The following is a 25620-nucleotide window of genomic DNA, read 5'->3' as shown; positions in this document are numbered from 1 at the left end:
CTCCCAAACGCACACAAGTCGCTAAGAGGCCGCTGTCCTAGAACCAGACTTTTCGGCCGCCGACGGGGCGGCCAACGGCGCCGAGGATCCATAACACGATGCCGATCACGACGAGGATGCCGCCGATCGTGTACAGGATGGACAGACCGGTGAAGTAGCCGATCACCAAGAGGATTATGCCGAGCACGATCATGGTTGGATCCGATCTGCCGAAACGTATGTGGGCTGAGACCGGGATTGCCACATCCGTCAATTCCAAAACGTCCTTACCGCCAGGAGTCTGCATGTGCAAGGTTTTGGCCGCTATCAGCGCTGCAGCGTGCTACCCAGACGCGACGGCGAACAGGTGCCATTCGCCGGGCACGCCCTTGAGCTCATGGGACCCACGGTCGTCGAAGTTCAGACCCGATCCGATGACGAGGTCGCGCAGCGTGCTGGAAACCAGAACCTCGTTGGGCCCCGCCAATGCCGACACCCGCGCGCCGATGTGTACGGCGATGCCGCCGATGTCGTCGCCTCGGACTTCGCATTCACCGGTGTGCAGACCGGCGCGCACTTCAATGCCGAGCGCGCGCACTGCATCGCGAATTGCCATGGCGCAGCGGATGGCTCGCTGTGGGCCGTCGAAGGTCGCGAGGAAACCATCACCGGCAGTGCCTATTTCGCGTCCGCGAAAGCGGTTGAGTTGCGCTCGGACCACAGCGTCGTGGGCATCGAGCAGAGCGCGCCAATCCCGGTCACCCATCACGGCGGCCCGCCGCGTCGAGTCCACGATGTCGGTGAACAGCACCGTGGCCAGCACCCGGTCGTCGACCACGTCTGCCTGCTCGCCAGTGAGGAACGCAGCGACCGCTTGGAACGAATCTCGCCAGGGTTCGACGAAGTGGAACACGTTGCAGCCCGGCACTTCTACGTATTGCGCACCGGATATGCGATCGGCAACATCCTTGCCCCACTCGGGTGGGATCAGGGTGTCATCTGTGTGGTGGATGACGAGGGTCGGAACGCGAACTGCGGGAAGCAACGCCCGCACGTCCATTTCGGCCATGAGAGGCATCATGGAAGCAACGGTTGCCGGGCTCGCCGAGAGACGCTCAAATCGGGCCGTCGCCGACCGGATCTCCTCGTTCCACGGCGTATCCGGATTCAAGACGCGCTGCATCTCTCCCGTGCCCCACACGTCCGCCATGGCGGCCAGAATCTGCTCCTGCGTGAGTCCGTCGGCGCGCTGAGCCACCGGATTCGCATAGACCTCAAGAGCGATGAGCGCGGTTGTGCGTGCCGGATGCGTCGAGGCGAACAGCGCCGCCGTCGCCAACGCGCCGGCGCCCGCGTAGAGGACTGCTTGGCGACTTCCGAGATCGTCAAGGACGACGGTGATGCTGTCAGCCCATTGCTCTAGGGTCGGCAGCGCGCCCGTCGCGACCGGATCAGACGTCCCGGTACCCGGCTGGTCAAAAATGATGACCCGGCCCAGCGATGTCATCGCCGCAAGCCATCCTTGAAGGAATGGCAAGTCCGGAATGACCTCACAATTGCTGAACCACGTCGGCACGACAACGATGTCCCGCGCTCCCTCTGCCGATGCGCGGTAGGCGACCCGGAGGTCGCCGTTGCGGGCATAGCGTGTCTCCGAGAACACGGCTACCCAGACGCGACCGCGAACAGATGCCATTCGCCGGGCACGCCCTTGAGCTCATGGACACCGCGGTCGTCGAACTCGAGCCCTGACCCGATCACGAGGTCGCGCAGCGTGCTGGAAACCAGAACCTCGTTGGGCCCCGCCAATGCCGACACCCGCGCGCCGATGTGTACGGCGATGCCGCCGATGTCGTCGCCTCGGACTTCGCATTCACCGGTGTGCAGACCGGCGCGCACTTCAATGCCGAGCGCGCGCACTGCATCGCGAATTGCCATGGCGCAGCGGATGGCTCGCTGTGGGCCGTCGAAGGTCGCGAGGAAACCATCACCGGCAGTGCCTATTTCGCGTCCGCGAAAGCGTGCGAGTTGGGAACGAACAATCGCGTCATGTGCGTCGAGCAGAGCGCGCCAATCCCGGTCACCCATCACGGCGGCCCGCCGCGTCGAGTCCACGATGTCGGTGAACAGCACCGTGGCCAGCACCCGGTCGTCGGCCACGTCTGCCTGCTCGCCAGTGAGGAACGCGGCGATCTCTCGAAAGGACTCACGCCACGGTTCCACGAAGTGATACAGGTTGCGCCCCGGCAGCTCAACGTACTTCGCACCCGGCACGTGATCGGCGATGTACTTGCTCATCGCGGGAGTGATGACCGGGTCATCAGTGTGCTGGAGGACGAGAGTCGGCACACGGATAGATGGGAGCACTGCCCGCACGTTCAGCTCAATCAGCAGGGGAAACATGAGGGCCACCGTCCCGGGACTTGCGGCCAGCCGTTCTTGGCGGGCCCAGACTGAGCGGATCTCTTCGTTCCATGGCATGTCGGGATTGAGCAGGTGCTGATATTCGCCACTGCCCCACATCGCGAGCATCGCCTCGAGGGCCTCGTCGCCAACGTACGCGGTACGGTCTGCCGCGTCCGCGTAGCACTCGAGCGCGATCAGCGCGGCGGTTCGAGACGGATGTGTCGCTGCAAACAAGGCGGCCGTGAGAAACGCGCCGTCAGCTGCAACGAGGATCGCATCGCGACTGCCGAGATCGTCGAGCACCGCGGTGATGCTGTCGGTCCACTGCTCCATGTTCGGCATCGCATCGGGCGTAACCGGATCGGATGCGCCCGTCCCAGGCTGATCAAAGAACACCACTCGGCCCAGCGATGTCATCGCTTCCGCCCAGGCTTGAACGGACGGTATCTCTAGGGCGACCTCGCAGTTTATAAACCAGTTCGACACGAAAACGATGTCCCGCTCGCCCGGCGCCGAGGCGCGGTACGCGACGCGCAAGTCGCCATTGCGGGCATAGCGCGTCTCGGAGAACACGGCCGAAGTGTAAGCAGGTCGAGCTGCGCGATTTCGCAGATCAGCGGGCATTCCTGTAGCCTGGGCCGGTTGCCGACGCAGGCGACCCTCCTGCCACGGAACGACCGTGGCCGACTAGACCGTAGGAGGTGATGGGTTCCTTATGCGTCCATACGAAATCATGGTCATTCTCGACCCCACTCTCGACGAGCGCACCGTAGCTCCGTCGCTGGAGACGTTCCTCAACGTCATCCGCAAGGACGGCGGCAGTGTCGACAAGGTCGACATCTGGGGCAAGCGCCGTCTGGCATACGAGATCGCCAAGCATGCCGAGGGCATCTACGCCGTCGTCGATGTGAAGGCAGAGCCCGCGACCGTGTCCGAGCTCGACCGTCAGCTCAACCTGAACGAGTCGGTGCTGCGGACCAAGGTGCTGCGGACCGACAAGCACTAGCCGGAACGGCGTGTGCGCGTCGTAGTGCTTCCGTAGGCTCGCCTGCGACCAAGCTTCGCGCACACCGCCAAATCCCAGGAGGAATCTCGTGGCTGGTGACACCACCATCACCGTCGTCGGAAACCTGACCGCCGACCCGGAACTGCGCTTCACCCCGTCGGGTGCGGCCGTCGCGAACTTCACCGTCGCGTCGACGCCGCGCATCTACGACCGCCAGAGCGGGGAGTGGAAGGACGGCGAGGCGCTGTTCCTTCGCTGCAACATCTGGCGTGAGGCCGCTGAGAACGTGGCCGAAAGCCTGACCCGCGGCTCGCGGGTGATCGTGCAGGGCCGGCTCAAGCAGCGCTCGTTCGAGACCCGTGAGGGTGAGAAGCGCACCGTTGTCGAGGTCGAGGTCGACGAGATCGGCCCGTCACTGCGGTATGCGACTGCCAAGGTCAACAAGGCGAGCCGCAGCGGCGGCGGCGGCGGTGGATTCGGCGGCGGCGGCGGTTCCCGCCCAGCCGCAGGCGGCGGCGAAGCCAAACAGGACGACCCGTGGGGCAGCGCCCCGGCGTCGGGCTCGTTCTCCGGCAGCGACGACGAACCGCCTTTCTAGCCAACAACTTTCAATCAGTAATACCCAGAAAGAGATAGACACATGGCCAAGGCCAGTACCAAGCGGCGCCCCGCGCCCGAAAAGCCCATCAAGACCCGTAAGTGCGTCTTCTGCTCCAAGAAGGGCAAGGGGCAGAACATCGATTACAAGGACACCGCACTGCTGCGTACCTACATCAGTGAGCGCGGCAAGATCCGTGCCCGCCGCGTGACCGGTAACTGCGTGCAGCACCAGCGCGACATCGCAATCGCCGTGAAGAACGCCCGCGAGGTGGCGCTGCTGCCCTTCAGCTCGTCGACGCGATAAGGCAGGACATAGAGATGAAGCTGATTCTTACTGCAGAGGTGGACCACCTGGGTGTGTCCGGCGACATCGTGGAGGTCAAGGACGGCTACGGCCGCAACTTCCTGCTGCCGCGCGGGCTGGCGATCGTCGCATCGCGCGGCGCTGAGCGCCAGGCAGAAGAGATCCGTCGCGCCCGCGAGATCAAAGCGGTGCAGGGTCTCGAGCACGCCAAGGAACTGAAGACCGCGATCGAGGGCCTCGACACTGTCGAGCTGTCCGTGAAGTCGGCGGGCGATACCGGCAAGCTGTTCGGTTCAGTGACGGCGGCAGACGTCGTTGCGGCGATCAAGAAGGCCGGCGGGCCGAACCTGGACAAGCGCACGGTCCAGTTGCCCAAGGCGCACATCAAGTCGGTGGGCACGCACCCCATTACGGTGCGGCTGCATCCCGATGTGAACGCGACGGTGTCGCTGAACGTCGTCGCGGGGTAATTACCTCAGCGTCAATTCGGCCGGGTGAAGACCATGATCGATCTTCACCCGGCCGTTGCTGTGCGCTCTGGCGAACTTCGCCGCGCATTCCCCCGGCAGCGAAGCTAACGAGCTGTTAACCTCCGCGGCCCTCGCGCGAAACACAACACGCCCGAGATCGCAACCCAGGCCGACACGCCGAGGGGATTGTCATCCACAGATATGCACGGTGATTGTGGTGCGCTTATCTGCGGGGATGCACCGAACAAAGTGCTTAGTCCACAGGTTCTCCCCAATGCCTCAACATAGCTGCCCACACCTATCCACAACCCATACACAACTTCATGAACAGGCCCGTTTGGTAGGCCTCCCAGCAACGTCTAGCGTTGGCCGTCGCAAGGCAGAATTGCGGTTCGCGAGGTGGTACATGTCGGTCGGCTGACTTAAGCTCACAAGAGCGTTAGACGAACATATGTTCGACTCATAAGGGGAGGTGGGACGCTCGGTGGCTGTCGTAGATGACCTCGGCCATTCAGGAATGGACACACCGCCACCCAGTGAGGACTTCGGTCGTCAGCCGCCGCAGGACAACGCCGCCGAAATGTCTGTTCTGGGCGGCATGCTGCTGAGCAAGGACGCCATCGCCGACGTGCTGGAGAGACTGCGTCCAGGCGACTTCTATCGGCCCGCCCACCAAAACGTCTACGACGCGATTCTCGATCTATACGGCCGCGGAGAACCGGCCGATGCGGTGACGGTGGCCGCCGAGTTGGATCGCCGGGGCCTGCTGCGCCGGATCGGCGGGGCGCCGTATCTACACACGCTGATCTCGACGGTGCCGACCGCGGCGAACGCGGGCTACTACGCGGGCATCGTCGCCGAGAAGGCGCTGCTGCGCCGCTTGGTGGAGGCAGGCACCCGCGTGGTGCAGTACGGCTACGCCGGCGCTGAGGGCGCGGACGTCGCAGAGATCGTCGACCGCGCGCAGGCAGAAATCTACGACGTGGCCGAGGGGCGCGCATCGGAAGACTTTGTGCCGCTGGAACAACTGCTTCAGCCGACCATGGACGAGATCGACGCAATTGCGTCCCAGGGCGGCCTCGCGCGCGGCGTGCCGACGGGTTTCGTCGAACTCGACGACGTGACCAACGGCCTGCATCCCGGCCAGATGATCGTCATCGCGGCCAGGCCTGGTATGGGCAAGGCGCTGAAGTTGGACACGCCGCTACCGACACCCAAGGGTTGGACCACCATGGGCGAGGTTGCCGTCGGAGATTGGTTGATCGGCGCCGACGGCAAGCCGACCCGGGTGGTGGCGGCGACAGAGGTGATGACCGGCCGTCCCTGCTATGAAGTCGAATTCTCCGATGGCACAGTCATCGTCGCCGATGCAGAGCATCAGTGGCTGACCGAAACACGGGCTTCGCGGAAGTCGGCGCAAGCCGCCGCAGTCGGCTACAACCGGTACAAGAACCAGCGCACCTTCGCAGAAGTTCGGACCACTCGGGAAATCGCCAACACATTGCGATGCCCGACTGCTGATCGTCGGTTGAACCACTCCGTTGTCAACGCCGCGCCCTTGCAGACGCCCGAGGAAGACTTGCTCGTCCCGCCCTACACTCTCGGCGCCTGGCTAGGCGACGGCACGAGTGCGGCGGCGCAGATCACCACCGCGGATCCAGAGCTCATCATGCGGATCGAAGCAGAAGGCATCGACGCGCATCCGTCGGCAGCAGCCAAGTACACCTACCAGTTGCGGCTACCCGATGCACCGGCCGTTTCCCCGCGCGAATGCGTAGTCTGCGGTGAGCTTTTCGTACCGCAGACCAGTCAAGTGCGGACGTGCGGTCGTTCGTGCGGTGGCCGCGCACGCTTTGTATCGGCTCCTGTAGCTGCGCCGCGCTGCTCACATTGCGGCGGACCGTCCTGTGGACTGGCACTCTGCCAACAATGCCGCAGCGCAGTTGGCACCCTGCAGGCCCGGCTGCGAACCGTCGGAGTCCTTGGAAACAAGCACATCCCGATGGAGTATCTGCGAGCAGCGGAACACCAGCGCCGCGCGTTGTTGGCAGGGCTCCTCGACACCGATGGCACGGTGACTGCCGGTGGCGCAGTGCAGTTCAGTGTCACCAATTGCCGTCTTGCGCATGATGTCGCGGAGTTGATCGTCAGTCTTGGCTATCGGTGTCAGATGGCCACCAAGCGGGTCAAGGGCCGTCGTCCAGAGTCCTCAATCGCGTACACGCTCAATTTCTCTACAGATGACGAGGTATTCGGCCTGCCCCGGAAGGCGCTGCTGCACAAGGAGCGTCGGGCGGCTCGAGGTACTGCCCGTTCGGGGTCGCGATTCATCGTCGACGTTCGGCCAGTGGAGAGCGTGCCGGTCCGTTGCGTCCAGGTCGACAACGACGACCACATGTATCTGGCCAGTCGCGCGATGATCCCGACGCACAATTCGACGCTGGGACTGGATTTTTTGCGGTCGTGCTCGATCAAGCACCGGATGTCGAGCGTTATCTTCAGCCTCGAAATGAGCAAGTCCGAGATCGTGATGCGCCTGCTCTCGGCGGAGGCGAAGATCAAGCTCGCCGACATGCGGTCGGGCCGGATGAGCGACGACGACTGGACACGACTCGCGCGCCGCATGAGCGAAATCAGCGAAGCGCCTTTGTATATCGACGATTCGCCGAATCTGATGATGATGGAGATCCGAGCCAAGGCACGGCGGCTCAAGCAGAAAGCCGACCTGAAACTGATCGTCATCGACTATCTCCAGCTGATGACATCGGGCAAGAAGGTCGAGTCGCGTCAGCAAGAGGTGTCCGAATTCTCAAGACAGCTCAAGCTTTTGGCGAAGGAGCTCGAGGTTCCGGTAGTCGCGATGAGCCAGTTGAACCGTGGTCCGGAACAGCGCACCGACAAGAAGCCGATGCTCTCCGATCTACGCGAGTCGGGCGCGATCGAGCAGGATGCGGACATGGTCATCCTGCTGCACCGGCCCGACGCCTTTGAGCGAGACGATCCGCGCGGCGGCGAAGCGGACTTGATCATTGCAAAGCACCGCAGCGGGCCGACGAAGACGATCACCGTTGCGCATCAGCTGCATCTGTCGCGTTTCACGAACATGGCCAAGGCGTAGCCGCGGGCGGGAATCGTCGTACATACCGCCCGGATGCCTGTCAGGCTTGGGGGCTTTGCTGCACGTGCGCTGTTTCGGCAGCGCAACCGACGCCGGCGACCGGCCTACCGAAACGCGTCCACATGGCGCGAGACCCACTGGGCGAATGGGGCGGCGTTGCGGCCGAGAACCCTCGGCAGGTCTTGCGGCACCTGCTGCTCCTCGGGCGTGGGCGCGCCCAACGCGTCAAGCGTCCGCTCGGCCACCACCGGCGGCATCACACGCTGTAACTCAGCCATCGCCTGCGCTCGTGTCTGTTCGACGAACTCGATGGGCGCACCACCCAAGGCATTCGAGATCGCCGCGGCCTGCTGGCGGGGCGTGATCGGTTCAGGCCCCGTCAACACATACGTCTGTGACTCATGACCCGCCCGGCGAAGGCAGACCGCGGCGACCGCGGCGATGTCGGCAGGATCGATGACCGGCAATCCGACATCGGCGAACGGTGCGGCGATAACCCGTTGTCGCCGAACACCTTCAGCCCACCACAGCGCATTGGATGCGAATCCGCCAGGGCGAAGAATCGTCCACCCGAGACCGGACTGCCTGACAATGTCCTCTAATACAGCGGGATGACGGCCCGTCGCAACGCCCTGTGACGACAGCAAGACCACCCGCGCTACGCCGGCTCCGCGCACCGCATCAATGAGGGCGCGAAAGGCTTGTCCGTCTTCGGCATGCATGTCGGCCGGCGTCAACAAGAACACCGCCTCGGCACCCGCGATCGCGGGGCTCACCGTCGACGGAACGGTCAGATCGACGCGCCGAACGGTCACACCCGGCGGCACGTCGGCCACGGAGATTGCACGCGCGGTGGCCGTGACCTGTTCACCGCGGTCGCTCAACATACGAACAAGTGGACGACCGACATTGCCGGTAGCTCCCGTGATCACGATCATGACCGCTCCTTTGGAAGATGAACCGAAATCCAGTGCGGCCGACGCTACTATGACGGTCATAGTAGGTACCTAGAAGAAAGTATTGGACTCAGAGGCAACTTGTGGCCAAACGCACAATGCACATACCGTCTGGATCGGTTCCCCCGGAACTGGCCTGCCCGATCACCCCCGTGGTCGAGCTGATCTTCAGCCGGTGGACCACCGCGATCCTGTGGACCCTGCACCACGACGGGCCTCACCGCTTCACGGAGCTCGAAAGCCAGATCGCCACAATCACTCCCAAGGTCCTCACCGAGCGGCTGCGCGCTTTGGAGCGTGACGGGCTGATCACCAGGACCTACCATCCAGAAGTTCCGCCCCGCGTGGTTTATGACATCACCGACTTAGGACGCAGCCTGTCGCCCGTTTTCGCCGCCCTGGCCAACTGGTCGGACAACCTCAGTGACGTCGAAAGAGCACGCCGCAGCTTCGACGCAAAGCGGCAACGAAAACGCCGATGACCAACATCGTGGGCGCGCGGCTCGGACTTCAGCCCCCAGTGAGCGTCCGGTATGTCGGCCGGCGTAGTCGGCGTGTCAAGTCTGAGGACTGAACTACTTTGGGGACCGAGCCCACTCGGGCCGAGTCCTGCATGTGACGCGGAGACTTACTCGGCTGGGCACGCGAAAGCCTTGGCGGCGTTGACCATTCGGAGGTACTGCAAGCAGTAATGTAGTTGGCCGAGGAACGTGTTGACCGACAACACGGGCTCGGCACATGCGTGGACACCACACCGAGACTGGGTCCAAGCGGTCACGGTCGGCAGCAGAATGGGCGTACCGGTGGTAGGTGTGTAGCTGTGAAGCGTCTCACGGTGAACGAGACCGAGCTCATTGCCCGGGCGACGGCGACTGCCTGGCTCCGGGGGATGATGGCGGCTCGGCTGGATGAGACGCTGTGGGCCGAGGGTTTCACGCGGCCGACCAAGAGTATCGGCTACACGAGGAAGATCGACGAGGGCAAGCAACGGATCGATTTCGACCTGATAATGCGGCCCCGATACGCCAAAGACGCTGTGCAGCTCACGCTGTTCACCTCGCTGCTGTTGCCAGAAGTCGGGGCGAAGGCGGCTGATTTGCGGGGCGAGCCCTTCGTGCGCCGCAAGCACGAGCTGGTCCAGCGCGAGTTGCTGGGCACGTTGGTCAGGAATCCGCCGATCATGACGTTCCGGACTCCGGCCGAACTGGACGCGCACGCGCCGACGATCGAGGGTTACCTGCGCACCGGCGTACTGCCGCATCTGGACGCACGACGGACGGTGCGGGCCTTCGCTGAGCCGAAGGCGGCGCTCATAGACAAGTTCGGGGGCAATGACGGCCAGTGGGGCGCCGAGCCCGTCGTCGTCGCGGCCGCGTTCCTGGTACTGGGCGAGCCCGAGAGGGCGAAGCAATTGTTGGTGACCGCATATCCGCCGGATTCTCCGTCGCGCCCGCGATACCAGCATGTGCTCGACACCGTAGGCTGTTGACTTCCGCGCTGGAGCGCCGAGCACCGCTGCAGGGCCCATCGAAAAAATCACACGACGTCGCATGTGAGAGACTGGATTTGCATGCCTCGATGCAGCGGGTCTCGGAGCTACGCGGGTGCAAGAACGCGGGTTGGGGCGCGAGCCTATTGCTTGCCGCGGTACTCGAACACTTTGAACGAGAACCAGCCGGCCTCGCGGGCCTGCTCGAGTTTCTCGATTTGGAAGTCAAACCTACCGCTGAAAACGGATGGCAGCTGCGAAAGGCGATCGCGGACTTCGGTTTCGGTGAGTGGTCGCCCGACCCGGTAGACACGGTCGTTCTTGTAGTACGTGTCAATGGTGACTATGTGCAGGGCAGTGAGCACGTGCACGGTTTGGTCCAGGTCTTCGACGGTCAGGACCACGAGGTCGTAGTTGTCGAACTGGTAACCGCGGTCGTAGAGGGTGAGGTCGTTGCTCATCGGGGATTGGGCGCTCACGGGAAGGAGTCGGCCCGTCTTCTTGTTCACAATGATGCCGCTGAAGAGTTGAGTTCCCTTGGTCACGCAGGGAAACAACCACCCGTCGTTTAGTTCACGGGCGCGTCCAAGGACCACTTCCCGGGCTCCGAACGCGCCGCTGGCCAACTCGCGGGCCCTCGACTCATCGATCATGCCGAGGAATTTTAGTTATGCCACTCGTGCGGTCTGCTGGCAATAATGGGTTTTCACGCCGTGCGAGTTCCTACCGATGCGAAGGCCTGTCCGTTGCCGTAAGGGTCAGCGAGTACTGGCCCCTTCCAAAGGTCGGCTCGGTGATCCCGGCGAGGTGGGGTGGACGGCCGGGCGCTGCTGTTCCTGGACGTGGACGGCGCCCTGTTGCCTAGCGATGGGGCGGAGTTCGGTGCGACGCTTGTCGATTGGCAGGAATGGCAGAGTCACCGAAACCCTCGGCTGGCGGCGATTGACCGCGCGCAGCATCGGCATATGACACGGAACTGAGAAGCTACAGCCGCTTTCGGTTCCCAGCGGGGCGTCGCGGGTCGGACTGATGCCTAGGACGTTCGCAATCGCGACGCTGCTATCCAACGCCCGTCGACTATGACAAGCACGGCTTCCGCGGTAGCAATCCACCTGTGTTACAAGAGATTTCGCGTAGAGCGCCCGCGAACCGACCATCGCCGACCTTGGCCCATGCGCGGCACTGAACGTATTCCACCATCGGTGGGTTCGATCGGCACTCAGTCTGCGTCCGCGGCGAACTGGGTCTCGAGGTCGTCGCGGGTGACGGGTGGTCCCGGGAGCGGCTGTTCGTCGGGTGATCGCAGGCCGCGGACGAACAGGCTGAGGTGGCGGCGGCCGATGGTGGGCCACGCGGGGCCGTGGGGTAACGGCTGTCCGGTCATGGCCGCGCAGACGATGACGTCAGTGGCGTTGACGTCGGTGTGCACGGTGCCGGCGATGCGGCCGTCGGCGAGGAATCGTTCGAGGGACGCATTGATTCGTCGACGGGCGGCGACGGCGGACGCCGACGTCAGCGGTGGCGCTCCGCGCAACGGGAGGACGAGTTGGTGGCCGAGCTTCAGGCTTTCGAGGAGGTAGGTCTCGATCGCGTCGGCGCCGGTCTGCCCGGACTCATCGATCCGATCGAGGATGTCGATGAGCATGTCGTACGAGCGGTGCTCGAGGGCGTGCAGCAGCGCCGTGCGGTCCGGGAACCCGCGATAGAACGTACCGACACCGACGCCGGCAGCCTTGGCGATGTCGGCAAGCGGAACGTTGAGGCCGTGCTGGGCCATCGATTCGGCTGCGGCACGCAGGATCTTCTCCCGGTTTACGAGCGCGTCGCGCCGCACCGCGCGGCGACGCGGCTGCAGCTCGGCGGTCATCTCTCGAGTGTCACACAGCACCCGGACCGACCAGCACAGCAGTTGGTTGGTTCAACACCAGGCGCTGTTGTCGGCTCAACGGGTCGTCGCGACGGCAGCGGTTTCGCGTTGCCGAAACACGGGTGAGCGACCTACGCTACCGTTATGCGGAATATTTCGTCCGCTCCTGAGCGTCGCCGCAACCGCAACGACGCAGCTGCCATACCTCGCTGAGCGGAGAAGAACGTGGCGCTATCTGACGTGTACGCCGTCGTCGGAGCAACCGGTCAGCAAGGCGGCGCGACCGCGCGGGCTCTGCTGAGCGCTGGGGTGACGGTGCGGGCGCTGGTCCGCGACCCGCAGAAGCCCGCCGCGCAGGCACTCGCAGCTGCCGGAGCGCAGCTGGCCGTCGCCGATTTCGACGAACCGGCAAGTCTCCAGTCGGCCTTCGACGGTGTTGCACGTGTTTTCGCGATGGCCACGATGGCCTCGGGTCGGGGCACGGCGGGTGAGATCAGCGATGGCATCCTGATCGCGGATGCGGCCAAGTCCGCCGGTGTCGAGCATCTCGTGTACAGCTCGGTGGGCGGCGCGGAGCGGCACACCGGGATTCCGCACTTCGAGAGCAAGCGCCGCGTCGAGGAGCACATCGAAAGTCTTGGATTACCAGCCACGTTCGTGCGACCGACGTTCTTCTACGACAACCTGCTTAGCCAGTCGTCGGCGCATGAGGACGGCGTATTGATCGTGCGCCTCCCGATGCCCGACGGCATTCCGCTGCAAATGGTGGCCGTCGATGACATTGGCGCCGTCGCCGCCGCGGTACTCATCGACCCGTCTCGCGTACCCACGGGCGCGGTCGAGATTGCTGGTGACGAGTTGACCGGCTCGCAGATTGCCGACGCCTTCGGACGCCGAGCAGGAGCGCCCGCCCGTTTCGAAGAGCTGCCGCTCACAGCTGCGGGCGACGACGACCTGCGAGCCATGTTCAAGTGGTTCGCCACGCCACCGTCCTATCAAGCAGATCGGCCGCTCACCGCGAAACTCGCCCCTCGATTGCAGACATTCGAACAATGGCTGAATGAGCACTGGAACCTTTCACCTGATCGGGGAGCGTAGCAACCACACAAACGCCAGACCCAATAGCTGGCCAGTCATGAAAGGCGACCCGATATGAGCATGGCGTACCTGGCTCAACCCGAGCAGCAGCAAAAACTGGAATGGCTCGACGGTGGCACGTTGGCAATCTTGCTGGACGGCAAGGCAACTGGCGGGCAATTGATGGTCGGACGCTTTGATGTCAACGAAGGTGAAGCCCCGCCCTACCACAAGCACACCCGCGAAGACGAGGTTTTCATGTTGATTAAGGGAACCGCACTGGTGTGGGTTGACGACCAGGAGATGGAGCTATCCGAGGGTGGGATTGTGTTCTTGCCCAAGAACATTCCGCACGCATACCGCATCACGTCGAAGACGGCAGACTTGCTGATGATCAACACTCCGGCAGGAATCGAGGGTATGTTCCGGCACTCCGGGCGCGATTTGGCGACGCCACGACCGGACGACTTCGAGATTTCGCCCGCGAAGATGGCAGAAGGGGCAAGGGAATTCGGCCAGGTTATTCTTGGCCCCCCGCGTTGATCTCCGACCCGACAGGTTGCCACTCTGTGGGGTTTGCACCGACTTTCGACCTATCCCATCGTGCGGCCCAGCTCTGGATTGCGCTCCGCCTTCATGTTGGCCAGGCTGTCGAGGCCTCACCCCGCGGTTGTTCGGCTCAGCAGTACGTCGGTTCACTAGACGAGCGATGTCGGGAAACGGCCCGTCATCCCGCCACAAGGTCACTGTTCGCCGGGTGGCGGCGCGGGATACCAGCGATCGGGCGTGGGATAGGCGAAGCCGTCAGGGAAGTGATAGGTCTCGAAGCACGTGGCGGTGGCCGCTTCGGTGTCGAAGAATGAGAACGAGTTCTGGTCGAGCCAACGACCGCTTTGCGTGGCGGGGAAGCCGCGGTCGGCGAAGAGTTTCAGACGCTGGTCCCACGGAATGCCGTTGCAGTCGAACGCGATGTGGTGGATGCCTTCGCCGTGGTGGTCCAGGAATTCGCGCATGATGGTGCGGCCCGAGAGCGGCTGCATGATCTCGAAGGTCAAGTCGTCGTTGGTCGCGAAGCAGACCGTCAGGCTGAACGAGCTCGGCTCCCCGCGATAGGTCTGCTCGGTGACTGTTTCCGATGTGAACGTGTACACCCGAAATGGTCCAATGCCCAGCCGCACAAGGCCTTCCATGGTGCGTTGCGCGTCTTCGGTGACCAGGCAGACCTCGATGATCTTGCCGAGGAAGCTGTTGTCCATCTCGAACTCGTTGAGCACCGTGGGAAGAGCTGCGGGGTCCTGCGCCATTACCGTTCTCCGTTTCTGGATGAGGCGTCGTCGACGTACAGATCGACCAGTCTTGGGGGACTTTCGTTTCCACTGATCGGAACGAGATCCTGCGGGCACGCGCTGACGATGATGACCACGTCTTGGTGCGCCTGCAGGATCACCCGGCTGCCCGGGGCGGCCACCGACGACTTGAGCGATAGCTCGCCTGACGGCGACGCCTCGACCGCCATGAACAGATTCAGCGGATCCGGCACGGTGTGCAGCGCTGGTCGCACCACCCCAGCGGCCGTACCGCTGAGCGCGACCCCTTCGGCCGCGTGCCGGAAGTTCTCCGCGCAGCTGGCGTGCCATCCTCGAAATCCCAAGGCGCGATACCGTTCCGGGTCGCACGCCGCGATCAGCGTGTCGTGTAGCCCGCCGCTGTCGTCCGCCACCAGGGTCAACATCGCCATTCGGCGGTCATCGACCAGGGTGTCACCGACGAGCGGGCTCAGCCGGCCCATCGCTAATCGGCTATGCGACATCGATAACGCGGCGGCGCCGTCGAGACGAAGCGCCCAGGTGTCGACCACCTGATATCCGAGGGTGTTGACGACGTGCAGGCGTTGTCCGGCTCGTAAGACCACACTGCCGCCGCGGCCACCCTCGATGGTGCGCGCGTGGCGCGGGTGCACCACTTCAACCGTCATCGGCGACGCCGTTCCACACGCACCGGCACGGGTGCAACGATCGCCAGCTGTGGTCTCACACGATTCATAGGTGGCACTCCTGGTTGAGCGATGGCAGGTAAAAGCAGCGGTAAACTATAGTTACCGTCGTTATACGATAGTATTTCACATTGCGCGAAAGGGCAATTATGAGTGCGGTACCCGATTCGGTCAATCCCGCCGTCGGACAGCGGCTGCGTGCCGCTCGCCTCGCCAAGGGTCTCAGCGCTCGCCAGCTTGCCTCGCTCGCCGATGTGACACCGGCGTATCTGAGTCGGCTAGAGAACGGTCAGCTCAGTCCGACGGTGAGCACTCTGTCCAAGGTGATGCAGGCCTTGGGTCAGCCGGTGGCTGATCTGTTCCACGGCGCGGATGACACAGGACCGCTGGTGCGAGCCGGCGAACGGCGGATCATCCGCAGCCACGGGGTTGCCGACGAGTTGCTGTCGCCCACGCGTTCGGGTCGTCTTGAGGTTCTCGAAACGGTGATCAGTCCCGGCGCCGGTAGTGGCGACGAGCCCTACAGTCACCCTGGCGACGAGGAGTGCATCGTGCTGCTCACTGGAATTCTCGAGGTCCAGGTACAGGATGTCCGATATGTCCTTCAGCCTGGGGATGCGCTGACTTTCAGCTGCCGCGTACCGCACGCCTGGCACAACACCGGCGCCGCAGAGGTCCGCGCGCTGTGGATCATCACACCCGCCGGATATTGATCTCGGTATTGCCTTTTTGTATAACCCATGCGAGGCTCCTCCTAGACAGGAGGAGCGTCACATGGCCGTATCGCCCAGCACCACCGCCAGTTCTGCCTCGAGGCTTTCACCACACGGTGCCTTGACCGAACCGTCGGGACCGTGCACTCCGCGAGTCGCGGTTGCCGATACCCGTCCCGTCGTCGTGGTGCTTGCCACTGGAGGCACCATCGCCAGTGTCACCGACCCCAGGGCGGGCCGTGTGTTGCGCTCCGGCGACGCACACATCGCGAGGCTGCCCGCTTTCGCGGACTTCGAGGTGCGCACCGTTCCGGTTTTCATGGAGAGCAGCTTCGCGCTGACGGCAAAACATTGGGACCGGTTGCGACAGGCCGTGGCAGAGCACCTCAGCGCGCCCCACGTCGCGGGAGTGGTCATCACCCACGGCACCGACAGCATCGAAGAGACCGCCTATCTGCTGCAGCTGCTGCACGGCGATTCCCGACCGGTGGTCGTGACCGGCGCTATCAGGCCGGCCGATGCCCCCGAGCCCGACGGCCCGTCGAACCTGCGTGATGCAGTCATCGTCGCGGCGTCGACCTCGGCACGAAACCGCGGCGTCCTAGTGGTCTTCGACGGACTCGTCTTCGCCGCAGCCGGCACCCGAAAGGTCGACACCACCGCACGTGCGGCGTTCGACTCGCCCGATTTCGGGCCGGTCGGATCCGTGCGCGACGGGCACCCTGTGTTCGCCCAACAAGCTTCCCCGGTCGCGCCCCTCCCCGCCGTGACGGAGTGTGCTGACCTTTCGTCGGTGCGCGTTGACATCGTCGCTGCATATCCAGGCGCCGACGACATCGCCCTGCGCGCACACGCGGCCGCAGGTGCCCGGGGGCTGATTCTGGAGGCCACGGGCAGCGGCAATGCGCCACCACCACTTGTGTCGGCGGTATCCGAACTCACCGGCGCCGGTCTGATCGTGGTGGTGTCGTCGCGAGTCCACCGCGGATCCATCTCTCCGCTGTACGGAGGCCAAGGCGGCGGCCGCGAATTAGTGGCCGCCGGCGCCATCCCCGCCGGATGGATGCGCCCGAGCCAGGCGCGCATCGCCCTGATGGCGCTGTTGGCCGACGGTGACGGCCACCGCAGTGTGCGTGAACGGTTTACCTCGTTGGCCGCCGAACCTGCAGCGGCACAACGGCTTCAGCTGTAACTCGAATCACGACCATCAGCCCGTCAACCCGCTCCGCGAAACATCTGTACCTGAAAGGACTCGCCATGCATCCCGACGACACCACCGCTGCGCTGCGACCCGGCGGTATCGAGAGCCGCTCCATCGAATGGATTCCGCCGCAGGAGCGCCACGGCAAGACCCGCCAGCAAGGCCCGTTCTGGTTCCTGTGCAATTTCCACCCACTGACCGTCGCGCTCGGCCTGGTCGGCCCCAGCCTGGGTCTGAGCCTGGGATGGACGATCATCGGGGCCACGCTGGGGGTCCTGTTCGGCACCGTGTTCCTCGCGCTGCACGGCTCGCAAGGCCCTAACCTGGGCCTTCCGCAGATGATCCAGTCCCGGGCGCAGCTGGGCTACCGCGGGGTGATCGTCATCCTGTTCGCGGCCGTGTTCACCTTCCTCGGGTACAACGTCGTCGACACGGTGCTAGTCGACGCCGGATTCCACACGCTGTTCGGCTGGAACGCCACCGTCCTCGGGCTCACGATCGGCGTGTTGTCGATCGCGTTGGCCGCCTGGGGGCATGACTGGCTACACCGCGCTTTCCGAATTCTGTTCTGGGCGTCGCTGCCGTTCTGGCTCGTCCTCACCGTCGGGATGCTGTCAGGAGCCGCTGGCGGCCAACCCAACCACGAGCTGGGCTTCAACCTCAGCGCATACGTGGTGATGTTCACCATCGGCGCCAGCTACAACATCACCTATGCCCCCATCGTTTCCGACTACACCCGCTACCTCCCCGTCCAGGTGTCCTCGCGGTCGCTGATCTCGACCATCTACTGGGGTGCCTCCGTCTCCGCGATCTGGATGATCGCGCTCGGCGCCTGGCTCGGCGCTCGATTCGGTGTGTCCGACACCCTCGTCGGAGTCCACGACGCCACCAACAACGTCATCCCCGGCGCCGGCACGGCCCTGGTGGTGATCAGCGGACTGGCGCTGGTGGCCACGATGGGACTCAACACCTACAGCGCGACGCTGACCGTCTTGACCGCCGTCAACTGTTTTCACCCCAGCTTTGGTACGTGGCGACGGCGAGTGGTCGCGACCCTCATTCTGGGCGCCGTGTCGACCGTCGTCGGTGTGTGGGTCGTGCACGACATCTCGGCAGCGATCAACAACTCCGTGCTGATCATGCTGTATCTGCTCGCACCGTGGACGGCCATCAACCTGGTCGACTACTTTCTCATCCGCCGGGGTCACTACGACATTTCCGAGATCCTCAATCCCGACGGGGTTTACGGGCACTGGGCCTGGCGTGGCCTGACCGCCTACGCGCTCGGCGTCGCCTCCGAGATCCCTTTCATGGTGCTTACCTTCTACCAAGGTCCGCTCGCCCGAGCACTCGACGGAGTCGACATCGCCTTCGCCGTCTCCCTCGCGGTGGCCGGTGCCGCGTTCTACCTTCTCAACCGCCACAACCGGAGCCGGGACAAGACCATCCCGATCAACGCCTCGGCGGACGAAACCATGCACCCTCAGCGGCCCGTCATCGCCACGTCGGCAGCGTGGGACGAGGCGCTATGACGAGCGCCCGACCCAGCGAGCAGTTCCCGAAGCTGTTCTCGCCGTTCACCCTGTCCACGCTCAAGCTGGCCAACCGGGTCGTCGTCGCACCGATGTCGCGGGTGAGCACCTGCGGCGACGGCGTCCCCACCGCGCAGATGTCCGACTATTACCGACGATTCGCCGAGGGTGGTTTCGGGATGATCATCACCGAAGGGATCTATCCTCCGGGCCCGGCCGCGCAGGGCTACGCCAATCAGCCCGCACTCACCTCCACTGCCACCGTGGAGGGTTGGCGCTCGGTGACCACCGCGGTGCACCGCTGCGGGGGGATCATCTTCGCCCAGATCATGCACGCCGGTGCGCTTTCTCAACACCTACAAACGACCCTGGGCCCCAGCGCGGTCACACCGCGGGGAGCGAAGATGCCCGAGTACGGGGGCAGCGGAAGTTATTCCACCCCACAAGCGCTGAGCCAGTCGGAAATAGAAGACATCGTTGACGGGTTCGCCCGGTCGGCTGCTCTAGCCGAGGAGGCCGGGTTCGATGGTGTCGAGGTGCATGCAGCCAATGGCTACCTGCTCGACCAGTTCCTGACCGACTACACCAACACGCGCAGCGATCGCTACGGCGGATCCGCCTGTGCCCGAGCACGATTGACCGCGGAGGTCATCACTGCCGTCATCGAGCGCACTCAGGACAGGGCCCCGGTGGGGGTGCGCCTGTCACAGGCCAAGGTCAACGACTCACACCACAAGTGGGTCAACGCGCGAGAAGCCGAGGACATCTACACCACGATTGCCGCGGCGAAACCCGCCTACCTTCATCTGGCGGGTGAGGGGCGCCCCTGGACACAAAGCGGCCGCGCCGCAGACGGTACAGCCCTTGGCGCCTTGGCACGCCGAAGCACTGGCCTGCCCGTTATCGTCAACGGCGGCTTGCACACACCGGAACTCATCGAACAAACCCTGGCCGACGGCGAAGCGGATCTGGTCAGCCTCGGAAGACCCGCGCTGGCCGATCCCGCGTGGCCCACGCGCGTCAGGGACGGAGACACCCCGGACGCGTTTGTTGCCGACTTCATCACCCCGTCGGCAACCCTGGCCAACACCGACCACGCGCGTGCACGGCACGCTACAACGAAACGATGAACACCACGATGCACCCCAACGACAGCCCGAAGCAGTCCGGCTTACGGAACTGGCGGCGCGACGCTGCCGAGACATGGCGCCACGGGGCAAGCGCGGTACTGACTCTTACCTTCGACCTCGACGCCGAAAGCGCTGTGCTAGCCCGGTCCGAGGCTGCCGCGTATGACTTGTCAACGATGTCGCACCAAGCCTACGGGCCCCAGACCGCATTGCCCCGCATACTGCGCCTGCTGTCCGAAACTGACGTCGCAGCAACCTTTTTCGTGCCCGGGGAAAGCGCACGACGCTGGCCCAACGCCGTTGAAGCCATCCTGGCCGGCGGACACGAAGTCGCCTTGCACAGCGACCTACACAAACCCCTGACAACCATGTCCGACGCTCAACAGGCCGACGACCTCCAAGCCAACATGGAAGCACTCAATGCTCTGGGGGCTCAACCGGTGGGCTACCGAGCGCCGAACTGGCAACTCACCACCAGGACTCTCGAACTGCTCATCGAAAGCGGACTCACCTACGACTCCAGCCTGATGGACGACGACCGTCCCTACCTGATCGACCACCCCGCCGGCCGCATCGCCGAACTACCCGTGCACTGGAGCCTCGACGATTGGGAGCAATACGCCTTCCTCCCAGAACCCGACATCGGCCAAGTCATCAACACTCCGTCCACCGTTCGGGAACTATGGACCGGCGAACTCGATGCCATGCGCACCACCGGCAGCCTCTGCAACATCTGCGCTCACCCCTTCCTCAGCGGCCGCCCCTCCCGGCTGAAGGTCATCGCCGACCTCATCGCCTTCGCGCACGAATGCCGCGACGTCGACATCCTCCGATGCGATGCGCTGGCGCAACGAATCCTCATAGCGCCTGTCTCCGAATAGTATTCGGGATCCATCGCGCTGTTGAGGTCGTGGAGATTTCGGGCCAGTCAAGAGCGGCGCCGATATCTCGAGTTGCGTTGTCGGCGTTGAGTGCTTCGACTTTGTGTGGCACTTGAATCAATAGGCAATACCCCTTCAGCTTCGGTGTGGTCGCGATGTGTGGTCATCCGATGGTGATGGCACCCATGTCGATGGCGACCAGCAGTGGCTCCGGGACGCGCTGGTAGTCACCCTGCCAGGCGTAGCCACGCCGCGTGGTGGGGATGATGATGCCGTCGACGTCCCGGTAGTCGCTGGCGTAGAGCATGCCGGTCGCCCCGCCGATCACGTCGATCGTGAAGTCATGGCGGCGTAGCAGTCCGTCGGGGCCGAAGCATGAGATCTGTTCGCGGGTATGACTTTTGATGTATTTGGGAAATGTCGCTTTCAGCCGTCGCCAGGTTTCACCGTCGACCTCGATCGGGGCGATTTCTTCGGTGGTGAACCCGGGCCAGGTGTAGAGGAACGGCGTGTTCAGGTAGGTCCATAGCGCCTCGCCGGTGAAGTAGGCGACGTGCAGATCGTCCCACGGGGTTTCGAGCTGATGGCCCTCAAACGAGTTCTCCGGCTCGTCACGCGCCTCGATGATCCTGCCGTCACTGTGCTCGATGACGACGCGAGAGGGCTCGAACACCGACCGTTTGTCTTGGCCGACGAAGTCCATCGCGAGCAACTGTCGTGTGGTGTCGGCTGTCAGACGCACGTCCTTGAGAACGTCGGGTTTGCCCTTGACGTACCAGAGGGCGCCGGTGATGGAGGCGTCCACGGTGATCGATTTGAGGTCGTGCCATCGGTCCAGGCCCCCATGCGCGGCGACTGCGCTCTCGAGTAGGTCGTTCATTTCTCCTCCTGTGGCTAGTAGCACGTCTCTGCGACATACGGAGGTAGTGAGTGACTGAAACTCATCGCCCATACCGCGGCACATGGGCCTGAGCAGCCGTCTCGGCATCACCGCCGTGGTGGTTGTGGCCGATGAGTCTGTTAGCCCTCAGGCCTCTGTACGTGTGGGAGGTATGTGATGAACAGAGCCGCTGTAGTGCAGTACTTCACGACCATCGAAGATGCGCAGCGCAACCGCGAGTTGATCGAGGACGTGTTACGCGAACTGGCTGCCCGAGATCCCGGGGGAGTCGACTATCAAGTGTTGATGTTCGATGACGGCGTCGGATTCATGCATGCCGTTGCCTTCGACGGAACCACCGACCCATTCGCGGACTGCGCCGCCTATCGCGAATTCCACCGCGAACTCGCAAAGCGCCTCGCCACACCACCTGTCGTGATGCGGGCGACGTTGATCGGCTCCTACCGCGGCCGCCAGCCCTCGAGGCGGGGCGCTGATCTCACGCCGCGCCGATGAGTTTCGACCACTGGGCTCCTCAGTAATGCTGACGAAAGGAACCGCAATGAAAATCACGAATACTGCGTCGCGCGAGGAGTGGCTGGCGTCGCGCCTGGAGTTGTTGGCCAAGGAAAAGGCCGCGAGCCGCCAGCTAGCCGAACTCGCCGAGCAGCGCCGCGCACTTCCCGCGGTGGCCGTCGGCAAGGACTACGTGTTCGACGGCCCCGATGGCAAGGTGGCGCTGATCGACCTGTTCGACGGCCGCAGCCAGCTGATCGTCTACCACTTCATGTGGCTGCACGACATCGAAGAGGGTTGTCCGAGTTGCTCGTTCGCCGTGGACGACATGCCCGATCCGATCCATCTCAACGAGGGCGCCGACACCACGCTGGCGTTGGTGTCGCGGGCACCCTACGCGCGACTGCGCGAGTTCAAGGAACGCATGGGATGGACCTTGCCGTGGTACTCCTCGCACGGCAGCGACTTCAATTTCGACTTCCACGTCAGCAACGACGAATCGAAGACGCCCATCGAATACAACTACAAAGACAAAGCCACCCTGGTGCGCGAAGGGCTGGAGTACATGGTCCACGACGGCGCCGACGGTCAAGGCATCAGCGTCTTCGTCCAGGACGGCGGCACGGTGTTTCACACCTATTCGGCCTACGGCGTCGGTGCCGATGTCATGCTGAGCACCTACCGGTTCCTGGATCTGACCCCGTTGGGCCGGCAACGCTACATCAACGAATGGCCGTGGCACGACACCTATGGGGCACCGGAAGGTCATGAGCACCACCACATTTGACGGCGAGGATTTCGCACAACTGGCCGAGCCCTATCGACGCGAGCTGATCGCCTACGGCTACCGCATGCTCGGCTCGATCGACGACGCCGAAGAAGTCGTCCAAGACGTCTACCTGGATGCATGGCGGGCCTACGACCGGTTCGAAGGGCGCTCGTCACTGCGCACCTGGCTGTATCGCATCGCCACCCGGGCTTTCCTGAAGGCACTCGAAGGTCGCAAGCGCCGCCCGCTGCCCTCGGACCTGCATGCGCCGGAAGCCGACCCCGCCGCGCGCATTGTCGCCGGTGACCCGAAGCTGACATGGTTGCAACCGGCCCCGGATTCGCTGCTGGCCGCCACGACGAGCGATCCCGCCACCGTGGTCGCTGCGCGGGAAACCATGCGGCTGGCCTTCATCGCGGCGCTGCAACTTCTTCCTCCCCAGCAGCGCGCGGTGCTGATTCTGCGCGAGGTATTGGCTTGGTCTGCAGCCGAAGTCGCTGCGCTGCTCGATCTGAGTGTGGCCGCAGTCAACAGTGCGCTACAGCGGGCCCGTTCGCACCTGCCGGCGGACACCGATTTACTGGTGCAGCCATCTGAACAGCGGGAGCGTGAACTACTCGACCGGTATGTAGCGGCGTTCCAAAACGCCGACGTTGACGCACTGCTCGCGGTGTTGACCGAGGACGCACGATACGAAATGCCGCCGTTTCTCACGTGGTTTGAGGGCAGCGCAGCCATCGGCGCCTTTCTCGGCCCGCACATGCGTGGCTTCGGCGAAACCCCGGTCATACGCACCACGGCCAACGGACAACCCGCGGTCGCGCTCTACCCGACGGCACCGGACGGACAGTATCGCCTGCACGCCCTGCACGTACTCACCCTCTCCCCGCACGGCGTCGGGCGCATCGTGGCCTTCATGGACACCGACATGCTGCGGCGCTTTGACCTGCCCGAGCAACTGCCAACCCAAACACCGTCAATGCCGTAGGCGCAGCGGCGCGAACAGATTTCGAGGCCTCGCCGTGAGCAGTCTTCGGGTCGGCGTGATGGATCAGATTTTCAGCCTGGATGCCGTTGTCCCCTGTGCATGACGTGGCTGTTCAACTCGACCCTCGACCCGGGCGGGGATCGTCATTGCAGCCAGTTCCACAGGGCGTCGAGGTCAATGGTCAGCACGGTTTTCGAATAGTCGTAGACAGGCCTCCGCCAGCACGCCACCCAGCAGCTCAATTGGTTCACCGGAACGTGCGTTCACCTCGCTGGCGGGAATTCGTAACTCGCGCTGCTGCCCCTGCGTGACTGAATCGACGGCATCCATCGTGCAACCGAACACCACCCGCGACATCCTGGCCAGCCACGCCGACGTGAAACACATCGGACAGGGCTCGACGGTCGTATAGAGCGTGCAACCGCTGAGATCCGGTCCCATCGCGCGGGAGGCAATCCGCACCACATTCACCTCCGCGTGCTGGGTCATGTCGGCTTCCGCGACGACCCGGTCGGTGCTGTCCGCTACAACGTCTCCGTCCGGGCCCACCACCAGGGCGCCGAAGGGCGGCTCACCCTCACGCGTCGCCTTCTCTGCGAGCGCCAACGCGAGCCGCATGTACTCAGCATGCATTGCGTGTTTGCCTGCTGCCCTTCGCATTTGGCATGCTCCGCTCAGACACACCAGGAAGCTGAATTCCGAGCACGGGTGCGCCCTCATCGAGCGCGTACCGCAACGAACCGTCGAGCATAAGCAGGACACCTCCACGGGACACATTAAGAGAGCCGGGCGCCGTAGGTGGCTTCTTTGTGACCCACCGCTTTGGTCGAGCTTGCGTTCGAGCGCACTCGAACTCCTAACGTCACGGCCATGACAACACAGACGGGATCACAGACCTGGATCATCACCGGGGCGTCGAAGGGCCTCGGGCGTGCACTGGCCGAGGCCGCCCTTGTCGCGGGCGATCAGGTCGTGGCTGCAGTCCGAAATCCTGGCGCCGTAGCCGACCTGAGCACAACCTTCGGTGACCGCGTCACAAGCGTCGAGTTCGATGCCCGAGACACCACCAAAGCCGCTGGCCTCGTCCATGCCGCGGTCGACCGTTACGGTCGGCTCGACGTCCTGGCGAATAACGCGGGGCGTGCCATCGTCGGCGCCGCCGAGGAAGTCACCGACGCGCAACTGCGCGACCTGATGGACCTGCACCTGTTCGGTCCCGCCGCCCTCGTCCGTGCCGCATTACCGATCATGCGTGGCCAGGGGGGCGGGACGATCGTACAAATGAGCAGCCAGGGCGGCCGGATGTCCTTCCCCGGCGTCTCGACCTACTCGGCGTCGAAGTTTGCTTTGGAGGGATGGTCAGAGGCCTTGGCCGGCGAGGTCGCGCCGTTCGGGATCCGCGTGATGCTGGTTGAGCCCAGCCGGTTTCGCACCGCGTTCAACACCGCCGACGTGCTCGACTTCACCGCGGTCTCGCCGACCTACCAGGAGATCTTGGCCGACGTGCGCGCCGACATGGCGGGGGCGGACGGAAACCAGGAAGGTGACCCGGTAAAGGCCGCGCAGATCATCGTCTCGTTGACCCGTTCCGATGACGTGCCGCTGCGGCTGCCGCTCGGCGCCGAAGCCGTCGAGCGCCTCACGGCCACCTATCAACAGGGTTTGGACGGGGTCAGCCAGTGGGCTGAGGTTGCCCGCAGCGCCGACTTCACCGACGTCCCCGCCTCGGTCCGTCCGATCTAGGA

General features: G+C 64.0%; 28 protein-coding genes. 18 read left to right on the top strand and 10 right to left on the bottom strand.

The window, feature by feature from the left end; translation table 11 throughout:
- Positions 1–37: 37 nt before the first annotated feature.
- The 3 genes from J3E61_RS09335 to J3E61_RS09325 all read right to left on the bottom strand — a co-directional run bounded on the left by J3E61_RS09335 (position 38) and on the right by J3E61_RS09325 (position 2958).
- Complete coding sequence (locus J3E61_RS09335) at positions 38–193, bottom strand: hypothetical protein (protein ID WP_015310187.1); 156 nt, start codon at positions 191–193, stop codon at positions 38–40.
- Positions 194–322: 129 nt separating this feature from the next.
- Complete coding sequence (locus J3E61_RS09330) at positions 323–1642, bottom strand: adenylate/guanylate cyclase domain-containing protein (protein ID WP_210085491.1); 1320 nt, start codon at positions 1640–1642, stop codon at positions 323–325.
- A gap of 2 nt (positions 1643–1644) precedes the next feature.
- Positions 1645–2958, bottom strand: coding sequence for an adenylate/guanylate cyclase domain-containing protein (locus J3E61_RS09325; protein ID WP_210083359.1), 1314 nt, complete (start codon positions 2956–2958; stop codon positions 1645–1647).
- 142 nt (positions 2959–3100) lie between these two features.
- On the opposite strand from J3E61_RS09325, the gene rpsF reads away from it, so the two are divergent.
- The 5 genes from rpsF to dnaB all read left to right on the top strand — a co-directional run bounded on the left by rpsF (position 3101) and on the right by dnaB (position 7883).
- Positions 3101–3391 carry a 30S ribosomal protein S6 gene (gene rpsF / locus J3E61_RS09320; protein ID WP_015310185.1) on the top strand — a complete coding sequence of 97 codons (291 nt, stop codon included), beginning with the start codon at positions 3101–3103 and terminating at the stop codon, positions 3389–3391.
- Positions 3392–3479: 88 nt separating this feature from the next.
- The gene (locus tag J3E61_RS09315) at positions 3480–3989 is read left to right on the top strand and encodes a single-stranded DNA-binding protein (protein WP_192724930.1); all 510 of its coding nucleotides are present in this window, start codon (positions 3480–3482) and stop codon (positions 3987–3989) included.
- Positions 3990–4031: 42 nt separating this feature from the next.
- Positions 4032–4295 carry a 30S ribosomal protein S18 gene (locus tag J3E61_RS09310; protein ID WP_015310183.1) on the top strand — a complete coding sequence of 88 codons (264 nt, stop codon included), beginning with the start codon at positions 4032–4034 and terminating at the stop codon, positions 4293–4295.
- A gap of 14 nt (positions 4296–4309) precedes the next feature.
- The gene (rplI, locus tag J3E61_RS09305; RefSeq protein WP_192724929.1) at positions 4310–4765 is read left to right on the top strand and encodes a 50S ribosomal protein L9; all 456 of its coding nucleotides are present in this window, start codon (positions 4310–4312) and stop codon (positions 4763–4765) included.
- Between the two features lie 484 nt (positions 4766–5249).
- Positions 5250–7883, top strand: a complete 2634-nt coding sequence (dnaB, locus tag J3E61_RS09300) for a replicative DNA helicase (protein WP_210083358.1) — start codon at positions 5250–5252, stop codon at positions 7881–7883.
- 104 nt (positions 7884–7987) lie between these two features.
- Here the strand turns inward: dnaB and J3E61_RS09295 are convergent, their stop codons facing one another.
- Positions 7988–8821, bottom strand: a complete 834-nt coding sequence (locus J3E61_RS09295; RefSeq protein WP_210083357.1) for an NAD(P)H-binding protein — start codon at positions 8819–8821, stop codon at positions 7988–7990.
- 116 nt (positions 8822–8937) lie between these two features.
- On the opposite strand from J3E61_RS09295, the gene J3E61_RS09290 reads away from it, so the two are divergent.
- Positions 8938–9321, top strand: a complete 384-nt coding sequence (locus tag J3E61_RS09290) for a helix-turn-helix transcriptional regulator (RefSeq protein WP_210083356.1) — start codon at positions 8938–8940, stop codon at positions 9319–9321.
- 338 nt (positions 9322–9659) lie between these two features.
- The gene (locus J3E61_RS09285; RefSeq protein WP_210083355.1) at positions 9660–10328 is read left to right on the top strand and encodes a hypothetical protein; all 669 of its coding nucleotides are present in this window, start codon (positions 9660–9662) and stop codon (positions 10326–10328) included.
- A gap of 143 nt (positions 10329–10471) precedes the next feature.
- On the opposite strand, the gene J3E61_RS09280 is transcribed toward J3E61_RS09285, so the two are convergent.
- Complete coding sequence (locus J3E61_RS09280; RefSeq protein ID WP_210083354.1) at positions 10472–10981, bottom strand: hypothetical protein; 510 nt, start codon at positions 10979–10981, stop codon at positions 10472–10474.
- 566 nt (positions 10982–11547) lie between these two features.
- Complete coding sequence (locus tag J3E61_RS09275) at positions 11548–12195, bottom strand: TetR/AcrR family transcriptional regulator (RefSeq protein WP_210083353.1); 648 nt, start codon at positions 12193–12195, stop codon at positions 11548–11550.
- A 225-nt stretch (positions 12196–12420) separates the two neighbouring features.
- Here J3E61_RS09275 and J3E61_RS09270 point away from each other — a divergent pair, with 225 nt between their 5' ends.
- Positions 12421–13293, top strand: a complete 873-nt coding sequence (locus J3E61_RS09270; RefSeq protein WP_210083352.1) for an NmrA/HSCARG family protein — start codon at positions 12421–12423, stop codon at positions 13291–13293.
- 54 nt (positions 13294–13347) lie between these two features.
- On the top strand, positions 13348–13815 hold the full coding sequence (locus tag J3E61_RS09265; protein WP_192724922.1) for a cupin domain-containing protein: 468 nt from the start codon (positions 13348–13350) through the stop codon (positions 13813–13815).
- Positions 13816–14015: 200 nt separating this feature from the next.
- On the opposite strand, the gene J3E61_RS09260 is transcribed toward J3E61_RS09265, so the two are convergent.
- Complete coding sequence (locus J3E61_RS09260) at positions 14016–14576, bottom strand: VOC family protein (RefSeq protein WP_210083351.1); 561 nt, start codon at positions 14574–14576, stop codon at positions 14016–14018.
- Positions 14576–15247, bottom strand: coding sequence for an urea carboxylase-associated family protein (locus J3E61_RS09255; RefSeq protein ID WP_210083350.1), 672 nt, complete (start codon positions 15245–15247; stop codon positions 14576–14578). Before J3E61_RS09255 ends, J3E61_RS09260 begins: the two co-directional genes overlap by 1 nt.
- Before the next feature lie 167 nt (positions 15248–15414).
- Between J3E61_RS09255 and J3E61_RS09250 the strand changes: the two genes are divergently transcribed.
- From J3E61_RS09250 to J3E61_RS09230, 5 genes are all read left to right on the top strand, one after another.
- Entirely contained in the window at positions 15415–15978 is a 564-nt protein-coding gene (locus J3E61_RS09250) for a helix-turn-helix transcriptional regulator (RefSeq protein WP_210083349.1), read from the top strand.
- A gap of 61 nt (positions 15979–16039) precedes the next feature.
- The gene (locus tag J3E61_RS09245) at positions 16040–17170 is read left to right on the top strand and encodes an asparaginase (protein WP_210083348.1); all 1131 of its coding nucleotides are present in this window, start codon (positions 16040–16042) and stop codon (positions 17168–17170) included.
- A 65-nt stretch (positions 17171–17235) separates the two neighbouring features.
- On the top strand, positions 17236–18711 hold the full coding sequence (locus tag J3E61_RS09240; RefSeq protein WP_210083347.1) for a cytosine permease: 1476 nt from the start codon (positions 17236–17238) through the stop codon (positions 18709–18711).
- Positions 18708–19841: an NADH:flavin oxidoreductase gene (locus tag J3E61_RS09235; RefSeq protein WP_210083346.1), complete on the top strand. Its 1134-nt coding sequence runs from the start codon at positions 18708–18710 to the stop codon at positions 19839–19841. The genes J3E61_RS09240 and J3E61_RS09235 overlap by 4 nt, the downstream gene beginning before the upstream one ends.
- Positions 19838–20722 carry a polysaccharide deacetylase family protein gene (locus J3E61_RS09230; RefSeq protein WP_210083345.1) on the top strand — a complete coding sequence of 295 codons (885 nt, stop codon included), beginning with the start codon at positions 19838–19840 and terminating at the stop codon, positions 20720–20722. The genes J3E61_RS09235 and J3E61_RS09230 overlap by 4 nt, the downstream gene beginning before the upstream one ends.
- A 163-nt stretch (positions 20723–20885) precedes the next feature.
- On the opposite strand, the gene J3E61_RS09225 is transcribed toward J3E61_RS09230, so the two are convergent.
- Positions 20886–21602 (bottom strand): hypothetical protein, encoded by a 717-nt coding sequence (locus J3E61_RS09225; protein ID WP_210083344.1) that lies wholly within the window; start codon positions 21600–21602, stop codon positions 20886–20888.
- Between the two features lie 177 nt (positions 21603–21779).
- Between J3E61_RS09225 and J3E61_RS09220 the strand changes: the two genes are divergently transcribed.
- The 3 genes from J3E61_RS09220 to J3E61_RS09210 are packed head-to-tail and all read left to right on the top strand — an operon-like array spanning position 21780 to position 23875.
- The gene (locus J3E61_RS09220) at positions 21780–22118 is read left to right on the top strand and encodes a hypothetical protein (protein ID WP_192724909.1); all 339 of its coding nucleotides are present in this window, start codon (positions 21780–21782) and stop codon (positions 22116–22118) included.
- A 46-nt stretch (positions 22119–22164) separates the two neighbouring features.
- Positions 22165–22905, top strand: a complete 741-nt coding sequence (locus tag J3E61_RS09215) for a DUF899 domain-containing protein (protein WP_210083343.1) — start codon at positions 22165–22167, stop codon at positions 22903–22905.
- Positions 22886–23875 (top strand): sigma-70 family RNA polymerase sigma factor, encoded by a 990-nt coding sequence (locus J3E61_RS09210; protein WP_210083342.1) that lies wholly within the window; start codon positions 22886–22888, stop codon positions 23873–23875. Before J3E61_RS09215 ends, J3E61_RS09210 begins: the two co-directional genes overlap by 20 nt.
- Before the next feature lie 174 nt (positions 23876–24049).
- Here the strand turns inward: J3E61_RS09210 and J3E61_RS09205 are convergent, their stop codons facing one another.
- The gene (locus tag J3E61_RS09205) at positions 24050–24508 is read right to left on the bottom strand and encodes a nucleoside deaminase (RefSeq protein WP_210083341.1); all 459 of its coding nucleotides are present in this window, start codon (positions 24506–24508) and stop codon (positions 24050–24052) included.
- A 237-nt stretch (positions 24509–24745) separates the two neighbouring features.
- On the opposite strand from J3E61_RS09205, the gene J3E61_RS09200 reads away from it, so the two are divergent.
- Entirely contained in the window at positions 24746–25618 is an 873-nt protein-coding gene (locus J3E61_RS09200; protein WP_210083340.1) for an SDR family NAD(P)-dependent oxidoreductase, read from the top strand.
- Positions 25619–25620: the final 2 nt, after the last annotated feature.

This window comes from Mycobacterium sp. OAE908 (assembly GCF_017872775.1).
Lineage (GTDB): Bacteria > Actinomycetota > Actinomycetes > Mycobacteriales > Mycobacteriaceae > Mycobacterium.
Note: the sequence above shows the minus strand (reverse complement) of the source record. Positions and strands in the feature narration are given on the sequence as shown.